General features: G+C 70.8%; 9 protein-coding genes and 2 pseudogenes. 3 read left to right on the forward strand and 8 right to left on the reverse strand.

Features of this window, described 5'->3' with window-relative positions; all coding sequences use genetic code 11:
• Positions 1–28 precede the first annotated feature (28 nt).
• Positions 29–1,474, forward strand: a complete 1,446-nt coding sequence (locus SCWH03_RS21560; protein WP_173265951.1) for an MFS transporter — start codon at positions 29–31, stop codon at positions 1,472–1,474.
• On the opposite strand, the gene SCWH03_RS29950 is transcribed toward SCWH03_RS21560, so the two are convergent.
• From SCWH03_RS29950 to SCWH03_RS29290, 3 genes and pseudogenes are all read right to left on the reverse strand, one after another.
• On the reverse strand, positions 1,375–1,713 hold the full coding sequence (locus SCWH03_RS29950) for a hypothetical protein (RefSeq protein WP_173265952.1): 339 nt from the start codon (positions 1,711–1,713) through the stop codon (positions 1,375–1,377). The two genes, SCWH03_RS21560 and SCWH03_RS29950, sit on opposite strands and share 100 nt — an antisense overlap.
• A complete protein-coding gene (locus tag SCWH03_RS21570) occupies positions 1,683–2,309 on the reverse strand; it encodes a hypothetical protein (RefSeq protein ID WP_173265953.1) in 627 nt (208 codons plus the stop codon). The genes SCWH03_RS29950 and SCWH03_RS21570 overlap by 31 nt, the downstream gene beginning before the upstream one ends.
• Positions 2,310–2,545: 236 nt before the next feature.
• A pseudogene (locus tag SCWH03_RS29290) lies at positions 2,546–2,887 on the reverse strand (transposase family protein); the annotation flags it as partial.
• Between the two features lie 115 nt (positions 2,888–3,002).
• On the opposite strand from SCWH03_RS29290, the pseudogene SCWH03_RS21580 reads away from it, so the two are divergent.
• A pseudogene (locus SCWH03_RS21580) lies at positions 3,003–3,689 on the forward strand (IS3 family transposase); the annotation flags it as partial.
• Positions 3,690–3,809: 120 nt separating this feature from the next.
• Here the strand turns inward: SCWH03_RS21580 and SCWH03_RS21585 are convergent.
• The 5 genes from SCWH03_RS21585 to SCWH03_RS21605 are packed head-to-tail and all read right to left on the reverse strand — an operon-like array spanning position 3,810 to position 10,178.
• The gene (locus tag SCWH03_RS21585; RefSeq protein WP_173265879.1) at positions 3,810–3,956 is read right to left on the reverse strand and encodes a hypothetical protein; all 147 of its coding nucleotides are present in this window, start codon (positions 3,954–3,956) and stop codon (positions 3,810–3,812) included.
• A 4-nt stretch (positions 3,957–3,960) separates the two neighbouring features.
• Entirely contained in the window at positions 3,961–4,299 is a 339-nt protein-coding gene (locus SCWH03_RS21590; protein WP_173265880.1) for a hypothetical protein, read from the reverse strand.
• On the reverse strand, positions 4,281–9,014 hold the full coding sequence (locus SCWH03_RS21595; protein WP_254076923.1) for a putative T7SS-secreted protein: 4,734 nt from the start codon (positions 9,012–9,014) through the stop codon (positions 4,281–4,283). Before SCWH03_RS21595 ends, SCWH03_RS21590 begins: the two co-directional genes overlap by 19 nt.
• The gene (locus SCWH03_RS21600) at positions 9,014–9,661 is read right to left on the reverse strand and encodes a hypothetical protein (RefSeq protein ID WP_173265954.1); all 648 of its coding nucleotides are present in this window, start codon (positions 9,659–9,661) and stop codon (positions 9,014–9,016) included. Before SCWH03_RS21600 ends, SCWH03_RS21595 begins: the two co-directional genes overlap by 1 nt.
• On the reverse strand, positions 9,642–10,178 hold the full coding sequence (locus SCWH03_RS21605; protein WP_443098665.1) for an SseB family protein: 537 nt from the start codon (positions 10,176–10,178) through the stop codon (positions 9,642–9,644). The genes SCWH03_RS21600 and SCWH03_RS21605 overlap by 20 nt, the downstream gene beginning before the upstream one ends.
• Before the next feature lie 457 nt (positions 10,179–10,635).
• Between SCWH03_RS21605 and SCWH03_RS21610 the strand changes: the two genes are divergently transcribed.
• A complete protein-coding gene (locus SCWH03_RS21610) occupies positions 10,636–13,245 on the forward strand; it encodes a bifunctional FO biosynthesis protein CofGH (RefSeq protein ID WP_173265955.1) in 2,610 nt (869 codons plus the stop codon).
• Positions 13,246–13,622 lie beyond the last annotated feature (377 nt).

Consider the following 13,622-nt stretch of genomic DNA (forward strand, 5'->3'; position numbering starts at 1 on the left):
CCGCGAGGCATCGGCACAATAGCGGGCCATGTCACAAATGACCTCCGAACCGGACTCCGTCCGGGCCGAGCAGCAGCGTGGTGGCGCCACTGCGTGGATCGCCGTGTTCGCCGCCTGCGTGGGACAGTTCGTCGTCGTCCTCGACATCTCGGTGATCAACGTCGCGCTGCCGTCCATCCGCGAGGGGCTCGGCATCGGTGCCGGAAGCCTGCAGTGGGTGGTCAACGCCTATGTGATCACCTTCGCCGGCTTTCTGCTCCTGGGCGGCCGGGCCTCCGACCTGTTCGGGCGGAAGAGCGTGTTCCTCCTGGGACTCGGGATCTTCACGGCCGCCAGCCTGCTGGGCGGGCTGGCGACCTCGCCGGGGATGCTGACCGCGGCCCGCGCGGTGCAGGGCCTTGGCGCGGCCGTCCTGTCCCCCGCCACCCTCACCATCCTCACCACGACCTTCCCGGAGGGCACGGGACGCGTCCGCGCCATCGCGACCTGGACGGCCGTGGGCACAGGGGGCGGCGCGGCCGGCGGGCTCATCGGTGGCGTGCTCACCGACTACCTGTCCTGGCGCTGGGTCCTGCTCATCAACGTTCCGCTGGGGCTGATCGTGATCGTGGCGTCTGCGGTATGGCTGACGGAGAGCAGGACCCGGCAGGCCGGCCGGCGCCGGCTCGACGTTCCCGGCGCCGTCCTGGCAACGCTCGGCGCGGGCAGTCTGGCCTACGGCATCTCCCAGACGGAGTCGCACGGCTGGGGCTCGGCGCGGGCCCTCGGGCTCCTGCTTCTCGGCGTCGTCGCGCTGGCGGCGTTTGTCGTGGTGGAGCACCATGCCGCCGAGCCGCTCACCCCGCTCGGGGTGTTCCGCGTGCGCTCGGTGTCCGTGGCCAACGCCATCACCATGATCAGCGGCATGGCCTTCTACGCGCTGTGGTACTTCCTGTCCCTGTACATGCAGAACGTGCTGAAGTACTCGGCCGTGGAAACCGGGCTCGCCTTGGTGCCGCACACCCTCGCGGTCATTGTCTCCGCTCAGCTCGCACCCCGGATCACACGCTGGATCGGCGGACGCGCACTCCTCACACTCGCCGGTGTGCTGACGGCGGCGGGCTTCTTCTGGCAGTCGGCCATGAAGGCCGACGGCACCTTTCTGGTCACCCTGCTCGGTCCAGGCATCGCGTTCTCGTTCGGCGCCGGGCTGATGATGACCATGCAGTCGGTCTTCGCCACGACGGGGGTGCCCCAGGAGCAGGCGGGGGTGGTGGCGGGTCTCGTCAACACCTCCCGCACCATGGGCGGTGCACTCGGGCTGTCCGTCCTGTCGTCCCTCGCCGCCAGCCGTACCGATCGGGGCGGCACTGGCCTGGAGGCGCTGACCTCAGGCTATGCGAGCGCGTTCTTCGGGGCGGGGGTGGCCGTCGTGCTGAGCATGGCGCTGATCGTGCTGCTGCCCAGATCGCCGCGGAGCCCGGCGCCCGCATGACGCCCCCAGCGGCCTGCCAGGACCAGGCCGTCGTGGGTGTTCGCGCCGGACACGGCGAGGGCCAGGGGGACGCCCCGAGCCTCGGACAGCACGCGCAGTCTGCTGCCCTTCTTGCCGCGATCGACCGGGTTCGGCGCAGTCAGCGCCACCTTTTCGCCCGCACGGACATGGCAGCTGTAGTTCTTGATCGGCAGGGCGTCGCTGCTGGTCAAGTCGTTGCGGCGGTGATGTCGTTCCACCGGCGGTGGGCTTCGGCGGCTTGGTGCTGGTGGTGGCGGCGCCAGGTGGACCAGAGCAGGAGGTGGTCGCGGTCGCGCCGAGGCTGGGGCAGAGCGGTGATCCGCAGGAGTCGGAGGAGTGCGCGGCCGCTGGCCGGAACGAGCGCGCTGCTCGTGGTGGGGGCTGTGGTGGTGCGGGCGCGGGTGATCGCGAGGACGGCGGCGGCGAGCATGCTGACCAGGGTCCAACGCATCCAGGAGTTCCCGCAGGTGGTCTGGCCCTGATCGAGGCCGCAGACGCCCTTGGCCAGCTGGAAGTCCTCCTCGACGTGCCACCGGCAGCACACCACGTCGACAAGGTCAGCCAGAGTCACGGGAGTGGCCGAGTGACAGCGGCAGAAGGAGAGTTCACGGGTGCAGCGATGGCGGCGGACCAGGACGGTGGCGTGCCCGCTCTCGTGTGTGTCGGGTGCGTCGTCGGGGTGGATGTCGAGCATGGCCCAGTCGTAGTGGCGGTCGCCCTTGAGCCCGTGGCCGGTGCGCAGGCGCATCCGGTTCTTCTTCGGAACGCGGGCGGCTAGAGCGGTGGCGGTCGGGCGTCCGACAGCGGTGTCCACGCGGTGGTCGGTACGCACGGCCACGGCGTAGCCGAAGCCAGGCGCGCGGGCTGTGCGACGCAGTTCCCCCGAGCCACACCTTCGAGGGCATCGGCAAGGATCTGGGAATCAGCCGGGAGACGCTGCGCAACTGGGTGCGGGCCGAGCGGGCCCGCCGCGGCGGGGGCAGCACGACGAGCACGAACACGAAGGACGTCCCGGTGAGCGAGGCCACGAGGCAGGAACCGGAGGCCCAGCATCCAGGCGGTCTGCCGGTCGAAGGCGTGGGTGTGCCCGGCGCCGTGGCAGGCCCAGGGCACCGCGGCGGCTGTCACCCCGTGCTCGCGGCAGGCCACCCGCGGTGCGTCGGCCTCCAGGAACACCAGGATCACGCCGTGGTCCAGGTCCCGCCACCGGCGGCGCCCCCGTCCCGCGTCGCACCAGGGCGCCGGGCGCCGACAGCGCCCGCACCGCTGCCGGCGGCGGGCATCTGGCCGTACCGACACGACCACACACTGTTCGTTCTCATCGATCCGGACGCCCTCGACCACGGTGTTCTCCGCCGTCAGGGTCCGCTTCCATATCCTGAATAGGGACACGCCGTTTCCCTGCTTGATCCAACTTGAGTCTAGACACCTCAAGGATCACAGGAAGCGGCGTGTTTCACGTATCAGACCAGGTCACGGTACCCACACATACGGCAGGAGAGCCTGCAAATGGCGGGTCGGCCGCGAGGCCCGCGTCGCGCGCGAGCGGACCGACGCGGCGCTTGCCGGGCGGATCCGGGTCGTGCACGCGGAGTGGGACGGCACCTACGGCCGCCCCAGGATCACCGCCGAGCTGCGAGAGGACGGTGAGCGCGTGAACCACAAGCGCGTCGGGCGGGTGATGCGGAAGTACGGCATCGCCGGGCTGCGGCTGCGCAGGCGCCAGGTCACCACGGTGCCCGAACCGTCCGCCTCACCCGTGCCCGACCTGCTGGGGCGCGACTTCACCGCGACTGCACCGAACACGAAGTACGTCGGCGACATCACCTACCTGCCGGTGGGCGACGGCGAGTTTCTGTACTTGGCGACTGTGATCGACTGCTTCTCACCCCGCCTGGTGGGCTGGTCGGTCGCCGACCACATGCGCACCTCGCTGGTCACCGACGCACTCCGGGCAGGCGCCCGGATCCGCGGCAGCCTGGCCAGCGCCGTCTTCCACAGCGATCACGGAGCGCAATACACCTCTCGTGAATTCGCCGGTGTTTGCGCCGAGTTGGGAGTGCGGCAGTCCATGGGGGCGGTCGGCACGAGCGCGGACAACGCGCTCAAGCTTGCCGGGTACGTCAACACCGCCACCGGACGCCGGGCCCACACCGAACGCACCTTCGTCCTCAGCCTCTACGGCATCACATGATCAAACCGGACGACCCGGGCAAACGCCGGGCCCTGGGCACGGCGGGAGTCCGGCAAACCCCGGACTTCCGCGGCGAGGTCCGGAATTGTGCACGGGAATCACTCATGAGTTCGCTCCGACTCACGGCGGGGATTTCTGGCTCGTGAGCGCCGTCGTCTCGTGCAGATGCTCCTCAACCGGACCCAGATACCGGTCATGGGCCAGGACGATATCGTCCGCGAAGTCGAGGACGCGGATGGTGCCGTCGGGGAACTGATATGAATACATGAGGCTAACGTGAGAACATGCGCATCCAGTGGAGGACTTCGGTCTCGCTCGGGTTGGTGAGAAACAGATGACTGCCACCCTCTTTTGTCTTGACACTCAACATGTTCAATGTGTCGCCAGGGTAGCTCTCCAGAAATGAAATGAGGACTTGCGTATCCGCACGTAGAGCGGATCCCTCCTCGGTCCTTCTGAATCTGCGTCGGTATATGTTCAGGAGATTTTTCCGCGGGACTTCTCCGCTTTCTACGGCGATCGCGTTTCGCGTCAAGTCGAGTACCTCATTTGAGCAGATTTCTGCCTCTACTGCCGAGGACAGGAGATCCCTCAATTGATTCTGGTCCATGGCCCTCCGTTGATGCTGGCTTCGGCTCCGCTGACTGTCCCTCGGATGAGAACTTCGCCTTCGTCGTACGGGAAAGAGACACCCCCCACTCGATTATACGTCGAACCTTCTGCGTTTGGGATCCGCAATACGATGCCTGGACCGTTACCCCTGAAGCTCTCTTCGAGTGCCATTTCCTCGTAGTAGGTGGTCCACGAGGTGAACACGCTATCTGTCCGGCCGCCGGCATGCAGTTGTGCGTCCGAGTGTCCCCCAAGAGGCTCAGCCACTCCGCGTAGGGCATTCTCATACATCTTCAGCCACTCTGGCCGACTGTGTTCATTCGCATAACCGACACCGCGGTAGAGATGCGGCGCCTCCTCTGGGTCCCAACTGCCCCCGTTCGCACATGCATCCGGTGCGAGTCCGAGACAGTCGGTACTGGCATGAGGGTTGTGGACGTAGGCGGCGGGATTGGGCGCCGGGGCCAGCCCCAGCGGGTCCGCCGACAGGTACCGCGCCGTCTCAGGGTCGTAGTGCCGGTGGAAGTTGTAGTGCAGCCCCGTCTCCGGGTCGAAGTACTGCCCCGGGAAGCGCAGCGGTGTGTACGCCGTGCTCGACGTCGCCCACGCCGTCGTCCCCCACAGCGTGCTCCGTGTGCGCCAGGCGATCTCGCCCGACTCGTCGACGAGTTCGCTGGGGGTGCCCACCAGGTCCGTGACGATGGCGAAGAAGCGCTCGTCGACCGCCTCCTGGGGGAGCCGGGAGACGCCCGGGTCCTGCGGTGCGCCTGCCCGGAGGATGCGTTCGGTCTGGGCGAGGGGGTGGAGGCCGTCGTGGTCCCAGGTCAGGGCGACCGGGTGGGGCAGGTCTGCGGACTCGGTGGTCTGTTCGCAGAGGGTCGCGCCGTCCCAGGTGAAGGTGACCTGTTCGAGGACGGTCTCGCCGTCGCCGGCGAGGCGCTGCTTGGCGATGCGGCGCCCCAGCGCGTCGTAGCGGTAGCGCCACACCGTGCCGTCGGGTGTGGTGACCGAGGTGAGCCGGTCCTCGGCGTCCCATGTGTAGTGCCAGGTGTCCGGCTTGCGTGACAGGCGGGTCTTGCGGCGGAGCACGATGCGGCCCTGGGCGTCGTGCTCGTAGCGGACACCGCCGGCGCGGGTGATGCGGGTGCCCGTGTAGGCGCGGGGCCCGGTGGCCTCGTGGCCCGGGTGGGCGGCGGGCCAGGACGCGTCGGTCTGGTTGCCCGCCGCGTCGTAGGCGTAGCGCTCGGTCCAGTTCGCGGCGTGGACGGAGGTGACGCGCCCTTCGGCGTCCAGGTCGAACGCCCGCGTACCGGAGAGCAGGTCGTCGACGCCGACGAGGTAGCCGTCCGCGCGGTAGGTGTAGCCGCGCCGCTGGAGACTGCCGCCCGCGGCCGTGACGTGCTGCTCCGTGAGCCGGCCCATCGGGTCGAAGGCGTGGTGGAGCGTGACCGTCCCGCCGATGCGGCGGGCCAGCTCCCGGCCCGCGGGGTCGCGGTCGAAGCCGATGGTCCGTCCGGAGGCGGTCAGCTCGGTGCGGCGGCCGGCCGCGTCGTACGACCAGGTGCTGACCGCCCCGGTCGGTGTCGTCCTTCCGGTCCGCCTGCCCGCCGCGTCGTAGGCGAACGTCGTCTCGCGGCCGTCGACCGACTCCGTCCGGAGGCGGCCGTACCGGTCGCGCAGCCGCTTCAGCGTGGCGTCCGGGCCCGCCGCCACCGCGAGTTCGTCGAAGACGTCGTACGCGTAGGTGGTGACAGAGCCGTCCGCGTCCTTGCGGACGACCTGGCCGAGCGCGTTGTGTTCGAGCCGCACACGCTGGCCGAGGCCGTTCTCCCGGGACACCAGGCGGCCGGCCGCGTCGTACGCGTAGGTGAGGGTGCGGCCGTCGAAGTCCGTCTCCGATATCGGCAGGCCGGCCGGGTCGTACGCGTAGTCCCAGGTCAGTCCCTGCGGGTTGGTCACCCGGGTCAGGCGCAGATTGCAGTCGTGGGTGAACTCATACCGCACCCCGTCCGGGCCGGTCCGGGCTGCCAGGAGGTCGAAGTCCGTGTACGCGTAGGTGGTGGTGCCGCCCATGGCGTCGGTGTGGCCGGTGCAGTTGCCCTCGCCGTCGTACGTCCAGGACCGGACGCCGCCGTCCGCGTCGACGCGCCGTGCGAGCCTGCCCTCGACCGTCCACTCCAGACGCGTCACGGCCCCGAGCGGGTCGGTGATGGTGACCGGACGGCCGAAGAGGTCCCGCTCGCAGCGCGTCGTCGCGCCCAGCGGATCGGTGATCTCCAGCGGCAGCCCCGCCCGGTCGCAGCGCACCCGCGTGGTGTGCCCGAGGGCGTCCGTGACCGATGCCGGGTGTCCCGCTCCGTCGTAGGTGATGCGCGTGGTGGCACCCGAGGCGTCGGTCTCGGAGGTGCGGTTGCCGCGTTCGTCGTACGTCCTCCGCAGCACCGTGCCGTCCGTGCCGCGTACCCGCACCGGAAGCCCTAGACCGTCGTACTCGGCCGACAGCACCCGGCCGTCGGGGCGGCGTACGGTCAGCGGGCGCCCGCCCTCGTCGTATGTGGTGGCGGTGGTGTGGCCGAGCGGGTCGGTGGTGGCCAGCAGCCGGTTGAACGGGTCGTACGCGAAGCGGGTGGCGGCGCCGTTCGCGTCGATCTCGGCGGCGACCTGCTGCCGCTCGTTGATCAGGTAGCGCCTGGTGTGGCCGAGGCCGTCGGTCATCGAGGTGGTGCGCAGGCCGGTGCCCGGGTCGGTGCCGTCCCAGGTGAAGCGGGACTCGACATGGCCGTTGGTGCCGGACTGGTAGACGCACCGGTCGAGTTCGTCGTAGACGTAGTCGTAGTGGCTGCCGTTGGTGTCGGTCCACGACGTCATGCGGCCCAGGTCGTCGTAGCCGAACCGCACCGGCCGACCTGAGGAGTTGACCACCTCGGTCAGCTGCCCGTCCGTGTAGCCGTACCGGAGGACTTCCTGGTCCGAGCCGTCGGCGGCGGCGCCCGCGAGGTGCAGGGCGGTCACCCTGCCGTCGTCTGTGGTGAGCTTCAGGTGGTAGCCGCCGTGGTGGACGATCGACGTCGGGGCGCCGGACTCGTCGTGGTCGAAGGCGATCCAGCGGCCGTTGCGGTCGTCGATCCGGGCCAGTAGCGCCAGTTCGCCGGTGTGGCGGGTGAAGTGCCACACCCGGCCGGTGCCGGGGTCGGTGACCGTGTAGCCGTCGCCGGTACGGTCCAGCGGCCAGCGCCTGCCGTGCGTGGGCAGCACCGGGACGCCCGGCGCGGGATGCGGATAGGCGAGCAGACTGCCTTCGTCGCAGGCGAGGACGACGCCCTCGGAGTCGATCTCCAGGCGCTGGTCGACGGTGCTGGACCAGGTCGGCCCGAACCAGCGGCCCGCCCGGTACGACGAGTCGAAGGTGCGCCGGAACAGCAGCGGCAGCGAGCCCGGGAGGGCGATGTCCGTCTGCGGCAGCAGAACCCGGCCGTTCGCGACGTCGACCGGGTCGCCGTCGCACCGGGTCTCGCCGCACTGCTTGCCCTTGCCGTCGGGGTCCCCGCGCTGCCCGTCTCGGGCCTTGGACGGGGTGTCGGGGACGGCCTTCGCCCCGGCCCTGAGCCCGCCCCGGACCAGGCCGGCGCCCTTGGTGCCGACGATCTCCGGGATGAGCCGCCCGACGAACTCGGACGGATCGCCCTTCGCCGCGTCCCAGGCGTTCTTCAGCGCGCGGTCGGGGTTGGCGGCGGTGGAGACGAGCCCGGCCAGGGTCATGTTGAGACCCTTGTAGTACTCGGCCGGGTGGGTCAGGTTGTACGAGTCGATCGGGTTGACCGACCGTACGAAGTTGATCAGGCCCGCCGTCCCCTTGACGGCACCTCCGGCCAGATGGGTCGCCTCCACGCTCTGGCCGAGGACGTAGTCCGTCAGCTCCAGCCTGGCTTTCCCCAGGCCCGTGGGCTCCTTCGGGGCGTGGGCCATGGCCGCCGTGACCGCCGTCTTCGCGGTGTCCGCGGCCTCGTTCCGGTGCCGGCGGGCCTCGTTCAGGACCTCCCGCGCCCGCTCCCGCTTGGCCGTGCCCGGGTCGGTGAACGGGCCGGGCCGCGGCGGCGGGCTGTCGCTGTTCCGGGCGGCGTTGTAGGCGTCGACCCTCTTGTTGTACGCGTCGACCGCCGCCCTGGACTCCGCTTCGCCCTCCTTGTGCAGGGCGATGGCCTCCCGCGCCCTGCCCTGGGCGCCGGTGACCGCCTTCGCGTACGTCTCCAGGGCCTTGGCGGCGGCCTCGAAGGCGTCGGCGGCGTGCAGCCAGTCGGTCGGGAGCGTCTGGAACCTCGCCCGGAAGGTGTCCGCCGCCTCGCCCTTCCAGTGGGCGGAGTCGAGCCTTTTCATCCCGTCGCCGACGAGATCGAACGCCCGCTGGAAGTCGCGGAGGTTCTGCACCGTCGACGCGATCGCTTCCGGGTTGCCGTGGATGAGCTCCTCGGCCTGCTCGGTCTGCCCGAGCTGCTGCTCGCCCACCTCGGCGCCGAGCGACGAGGCGGTCTTGTCGCCCCAGTCCTCGACGCTGTCCGCCCAGCCCTCCGCACCGGCCTTCTCCAGGCCGTCGCCGATCCGGTCGGTCGTCCAGTCGATTCCCTCGCCGACTCTCTCCTTGGCCTTGTCGATGCCGTTGTCGACGAGGTCGATGCCCCGGTCGAGGGCCTTGCCCAGATCGCCCAGGTCCGCCATCAGCCGCGCTCCCCCCAACGCGGCTCCTCGGCCTGCGTGATCGTCTCCTGCGACGGGTCCAGCGTCTCGCGCAGGCGGGCGTCCGCCGCCTCACGCGCCTCCGGGTCGATGAGTCCCTGCCGCTCGAACGCGTCCATCTGCGCGTCCGCCACGTCGTAGCCCGTGTTCCGCCAGGTCTGCCCGGCCTCCCGGTGGGCCTCGGAGAACGACTCCGCGCTCCAGTCGGGGTCGTCGGTGGCGGACTGGGTGCTGATCTCGTTCCAGCTCATGCCCTTGACCTCGTCCTCGCCGAGGTGCGGGTTGCCGTTCAGCGAGTTGACGCCGATCTTGATCGAGTCCTTGACGTACTGCTCCTGTTCGGCGAACGAACCCGCCGACAGGCCCACGGCCCCTGCGAACCCGTTGCCCTTCAGCGTCAGCGCCCGGACGCCCCACTCCCACCGGTCGCAGAAGGTGCCGAACGCGTCGGCGAGACCGCCGTGGCCGAGTTCCAGCCCCGACAGGGAGAGTTCCGAGAAGCCGCGCCCCGTGGTCGCCTCGCCGATCATGCCGAGGTCCTTGAGCTCGGCATGGGCGAGGTCGATTCCCCGCGCGATGGCGGCGAGCGCCGCGGGCGGCGCCTTGAGATCAGGATTCTCCGCGCTCATTTCCGTCCCCCCTCTCCCCGGGCTGATCCCCGGGCTGATCCCCGGGCTCCTCCCCGAGGTCCACCGCCGCTGTGTCCGGCACGATGCCCCTGACCGGAGGGAACAGCATGCCGTCGGTGCTCCCCGCGTCCAGGGCCACACCGCCGGGTCCCGGCAGCGCGGGCACCAGCACGTCCAGCAGACGGGCGCCGAGGACCGTCCGGTACCTCCACTCCCGGCGCGCTTCCCCCCGTGCCGCGGCGAACCGGGCCAGGGCCTCCTCGTGGGAGAACGCGCAGATCCAGCGGACGCCGTTCCGGTCGGCGGTCCACGGGCCGTCGTGCTCGTCGAACGGCACCAGTACCGCGGTACGCCGGAATTCCCCGAGCAGCCGTGCGAACTCCCGCCGGGCCGATTCCGCTCCACCGGCCGCGGCCGCCGCTGCCGGCAGGCCCGCCGTGCTCGAATGCGGTGGCTCCGGTGGCTCCGGTGGCTCCGCTCGTTCCGAAGTTTCCGGTGACTGGGGTATGCGGCGTATCCGCGGCCTTTCGGGTGTTCGCGGAGGTATATGCGCTTCCAGTGGTTCGGGTGCCTCGGCCGTCTCGGCCGTCTCGGGCGTGCCAGGCGTCTCGGGCGCGCGGGCCGGTGGTTCGGACGGCTTCCGGGCGGACCGCTGTGCCGACTCCGTCAACTCGGCCAATCTCGACGTGCGGCCGGGCTTCGAACCGCTGTCCCCGTTGTCGCTCACCGGGGAATGCTGGCATGGGCCTGTTCTCGATCGCAACGCGTAATTCCCGTACGAATCATGGTGTTTCGGGTCCGACGGAGCCGCCGTTGCGCGGGCTGAGCCCGGCCGGGTGGCGGGCCCGGCCGCGCTGTGCCCCGCCCGCCCCCGGGCGGCGGCGCCTCCGCGGACCTGCTCACCTGCGACCGTTTTCGGCACCTACGCTCCCACCCCCCGTCCCGCTGTCGGACCGCGCTCGTATGCTCGCTGCATGACGGATCACGAGGGCGGAGACCGGGCCGGACACCAGGCGGGGCGTCCGACCGCCAACGCCATGCGCCGTGCTCTCAGGCGGGCTCGGGACGGTGTCGCGCTCGACACCGGTGAGGCGGCCGTGCTGCTGGCGGCACGCGGCGCCGATCTGGAGGACCTGTGCGCGTCCGCGGCGCGGGTGCGGGACGCCGGACTGGAGGCGGCGGGGCGTCCCGGGGTCATCACCTACTCGAAGAGCGTGTTCATCCCGCTCACGCGACTCTGCCGGGACAAGTGCCACTACTGCACCTTCGCCACCGTCCCCGGCAAGCTCCGCCGTGCCGGCCTCGGGCCGTTCATGTCGCCCGACGAGGTGCTGGAGATCGCGCGGCGCGGCGCGGAACTGGGCTGCAAGGAAGCCCTGATCACCCTCGGCGACAAGCCGGAGGACCGCTGGCCCGAGGCACGCGAGTGGCTCGAGGCGGAGGGGTACGACGACACCATCGCCTATGTCCGGGCCATGGCGATCCGCGTCCTGGAGGAGACCGGGCTGCTGCCCCATCTCAACCCGGGCGTGCTGACCTGGACGGACTTCCAGCGGCTCAAGCCCGTCGCGCCCTCCATGGGCATGATGCTGGAGACCACCGCCACCCGCCTCTGGTCCGAGCCCGGCGGCCCGCACCACGGCTCGCCCGACAAGGAGCCGGCGGTGCGGCTGCGGGTGCTGGAGGACGCCGGGCGCAGCTCCGTCCCGTTCACCAGCGGGCTGCTGATCGGCATCGGTGAGACGTACGAGGAGCGCGCGGAGTCGCTGTTCGCGCTGCGCCGGGTCTCCCGTGCCTACCACGGCATCCAGGAGCTGATCATCCAGAACTTCCGCGCCAAGCCCGACACGGCCATGCGCGGCATGCCGGACGCCGAACTGGACGACCTCGTCGCCACCATCGCCGTCGCCCGGCACGTCATGGGTCCTGCCGGCTGCCTCCAGGCGCCGCCGAACCTCGTGGACGAGGAGTACGGCAGGCTCATCGCCGCCGGCATCGACGACTGGGGCGGGGTGTCCCCGCTGACACCCGACCACGTCAACCCCGAGCGGCCCTGGCCCCAGATCGACGTGCTCGCCGAGCGGTCCGGTCAGGCCGGCTTCCGCCTGCGCGAGCGGCTTGCCGTGTACCCGGAGTTCGTATCGCGCGGCGAACCCTGGCTGGACCCCCGGCTGCTGCCGCATGTACGGGCCCTCGCCGAGCCGGGCACCGGCCTGGCGAACGAGGGGGCGCTCCCCACGGGCCTGCCCTGGCAGGAGCCGGACGAGGGCTTCACCGCGAGCGGTCGGACCGATCTGCACCGCACCATCGACACCGAAGGGCGGACCTCGGACCGCCGGGACGACTTCGACGAGGTGTACGGGGACTGGGGAGCGCTGCGCGAGGCGGCCGCGCCCGGCATGGCGCCTTCGCGGATCGACACCGATGTGCGGCAGGCCCTGGCCACGGCGGCCGACGACCCGACAAGGCTCACCGACGGCGAGGCCCTCGCCCTGCTGCACGCCGACGGGCCCGCGCTGGACGCGCTCTGCTCGATCGCCGACGAGCTGCGCCGTGACGTCGTCGGCGACGACGTCACCTACATCGTCACCCGCAACATCAACTTCACCAACGTCTGCTACACCGGCTGCCGCTTCTGCGCCTTCGCCCAGCGCCGCACGGACGCCGACGCCTACACCCTGTCACTCGACCAGGTCGCCGACCGGGCCCAGCAGGCCTGGGACGTCGGTGCGGTCGAGGTGTGCATGCAGGGCGGCATCCACCCCGACCTGCCCGGCACCGCGTACTTCGACATCGCCCGGGCCGTGAAGGAGCGGGTACCCGCAATCCATGTGCACGCGTTCTCCCCGATGGAGGTCGTCAACGGTGCCACGCGCACCGGTCTGTCCATCCGCGAATGGCTGACCGCGGCCAAGGAGGCGGGGCTGGACTCCATCCCCGGCACGGCCGCGGAGATCCTCGACGACGAGGTCCGCTGGGTGCTGACGAAGGGCAAACTCCCCGCCGCCACCTGGATCGAGGTCGTCACCACCGCCCACGAACTGGGCATCCGTTCCTCGTCCACGATGATGTACGGACATGTGGACCAGCCGAGGCACTGGCTGGGCCACTTCCGCACGCTGTCCCGCATCCAGCAGGAGACGGGCGGTTTCACCGAGTTCGTGACGCTGCCCTTCATCCACACCAACGCGCCGGTCTATCTGGCCGGCATCGCCCGGCCCGGACCGACGACCAGGGACAACCGGGCCGTCACGGCGATGGCCCGGCTGCTGCTCCATCCGCACATCCCCCACATCCAGACCAGCTGGGTGAAGCTCGGGGCGGACGGCGCGGCGGAGATGCTGCGCTCCGGCGCGAACGACCTCGGCGGCACCCTGATGGAGGAGACCATCTCCCGCATGGCCGGGTCGAGTTACGGCTCGTACCGCTCGATCCGGGACCTGACCGCCATCGCCGATGCCGCGGGACGCCCGTCCCGGCCCCGTACGACGCTCTACGGCGAGGTTCCGGCGGAGCGGCGACGCACCGCGGCGGACTCCGACGGCCGCCTCCCGGAGCTGCTGCCGGTGCTGCCGCAGGGCTGAGCGGCCTGCAGCGGCTGCCCGCGGGAAGGCCGGTGGCGGCATGCGCGGTGGCACGCATGGTGGCACGCATGAACGGGTCCGTGGCGTAAGGGCGCGTGCCGAGAGGGCCGTGGCGGGTGCGGGCCTGAGCCGGGGGGCGAGCACATGACAGCGGAGTCCCAAGGGCCGCGACAACACCCATGAGAGGACCGCCGCGACGACGGCCGTCAGGGGCCCCAGGGCGGCACCGTTGCCCGACCCCGACCCCGACCCCGACCCCGACCCCGACCCCGACCCCGACCGCGGTACCGCTCGGTGGCGCTACCGCCCCACGCCGTGAACAGCGAGTCGGACACGCAACGAGGTCGGCCCGTCGCATTCCGCTGCACCTGCAGGGC

This window comes from Streptomyces pacificus, from assembly GCF_011766325.1.
GTDB classification, from domain to species: Bacteria; Actinomycetota; Actinomycetes; order Streptomycetales; family Streptomycetaceae; genus Streptomyces; species Streptomyces pacificus.

Excerpts from the sequence above, each read along its gene's own strand:
- SCWH03_RS21600 (WP_173265954.1), bottom strand. The coding sequence starts at position 9,661 with ATGAGCGCGGAGAATCCTGATCTCAAGGCGCCGCCCGCGGCGCTCGCC.
- SCWH03_RS21560 (WP_173265951.1), top strand. The coding sequence starts at position 29 with ATGTCACAAATGACCTCCGAACCGGACTCCGTCCGGGCCGAGCAGCAG.
- SCWH03_RS21590 (WP_173265880.1), bottom strand. The coding sequence starts at position 4,299 with ATGGACCAGAATCAATTGAGGGATCTCCTGTCCTCGGCAGTAGAGGCA.
- SCWH03_RS21585 (WP_173265879.1), bottom strand. The coding sequence starts at position 3,956 with ATGTATTCATATCAGTTCCCCGACGGCACCATCCGCGTCCTCGACTTC.
- SCWH03_RS21610 (WP_173265955.1), top strand. The coding sequence starts at position 10,636 with ATGACGGATCACGAGGGCGGAGACCGGGCCGGACACCAGGCGGGGCGT.
- SCWH03_RS21595 (WP_254076923.1), bottom strand. The coding sequence starts at position 9,014 with ATGGCGGACCTGGGCGATCTGGGCAAGGCCCTCGACCGGGGCATCGAC.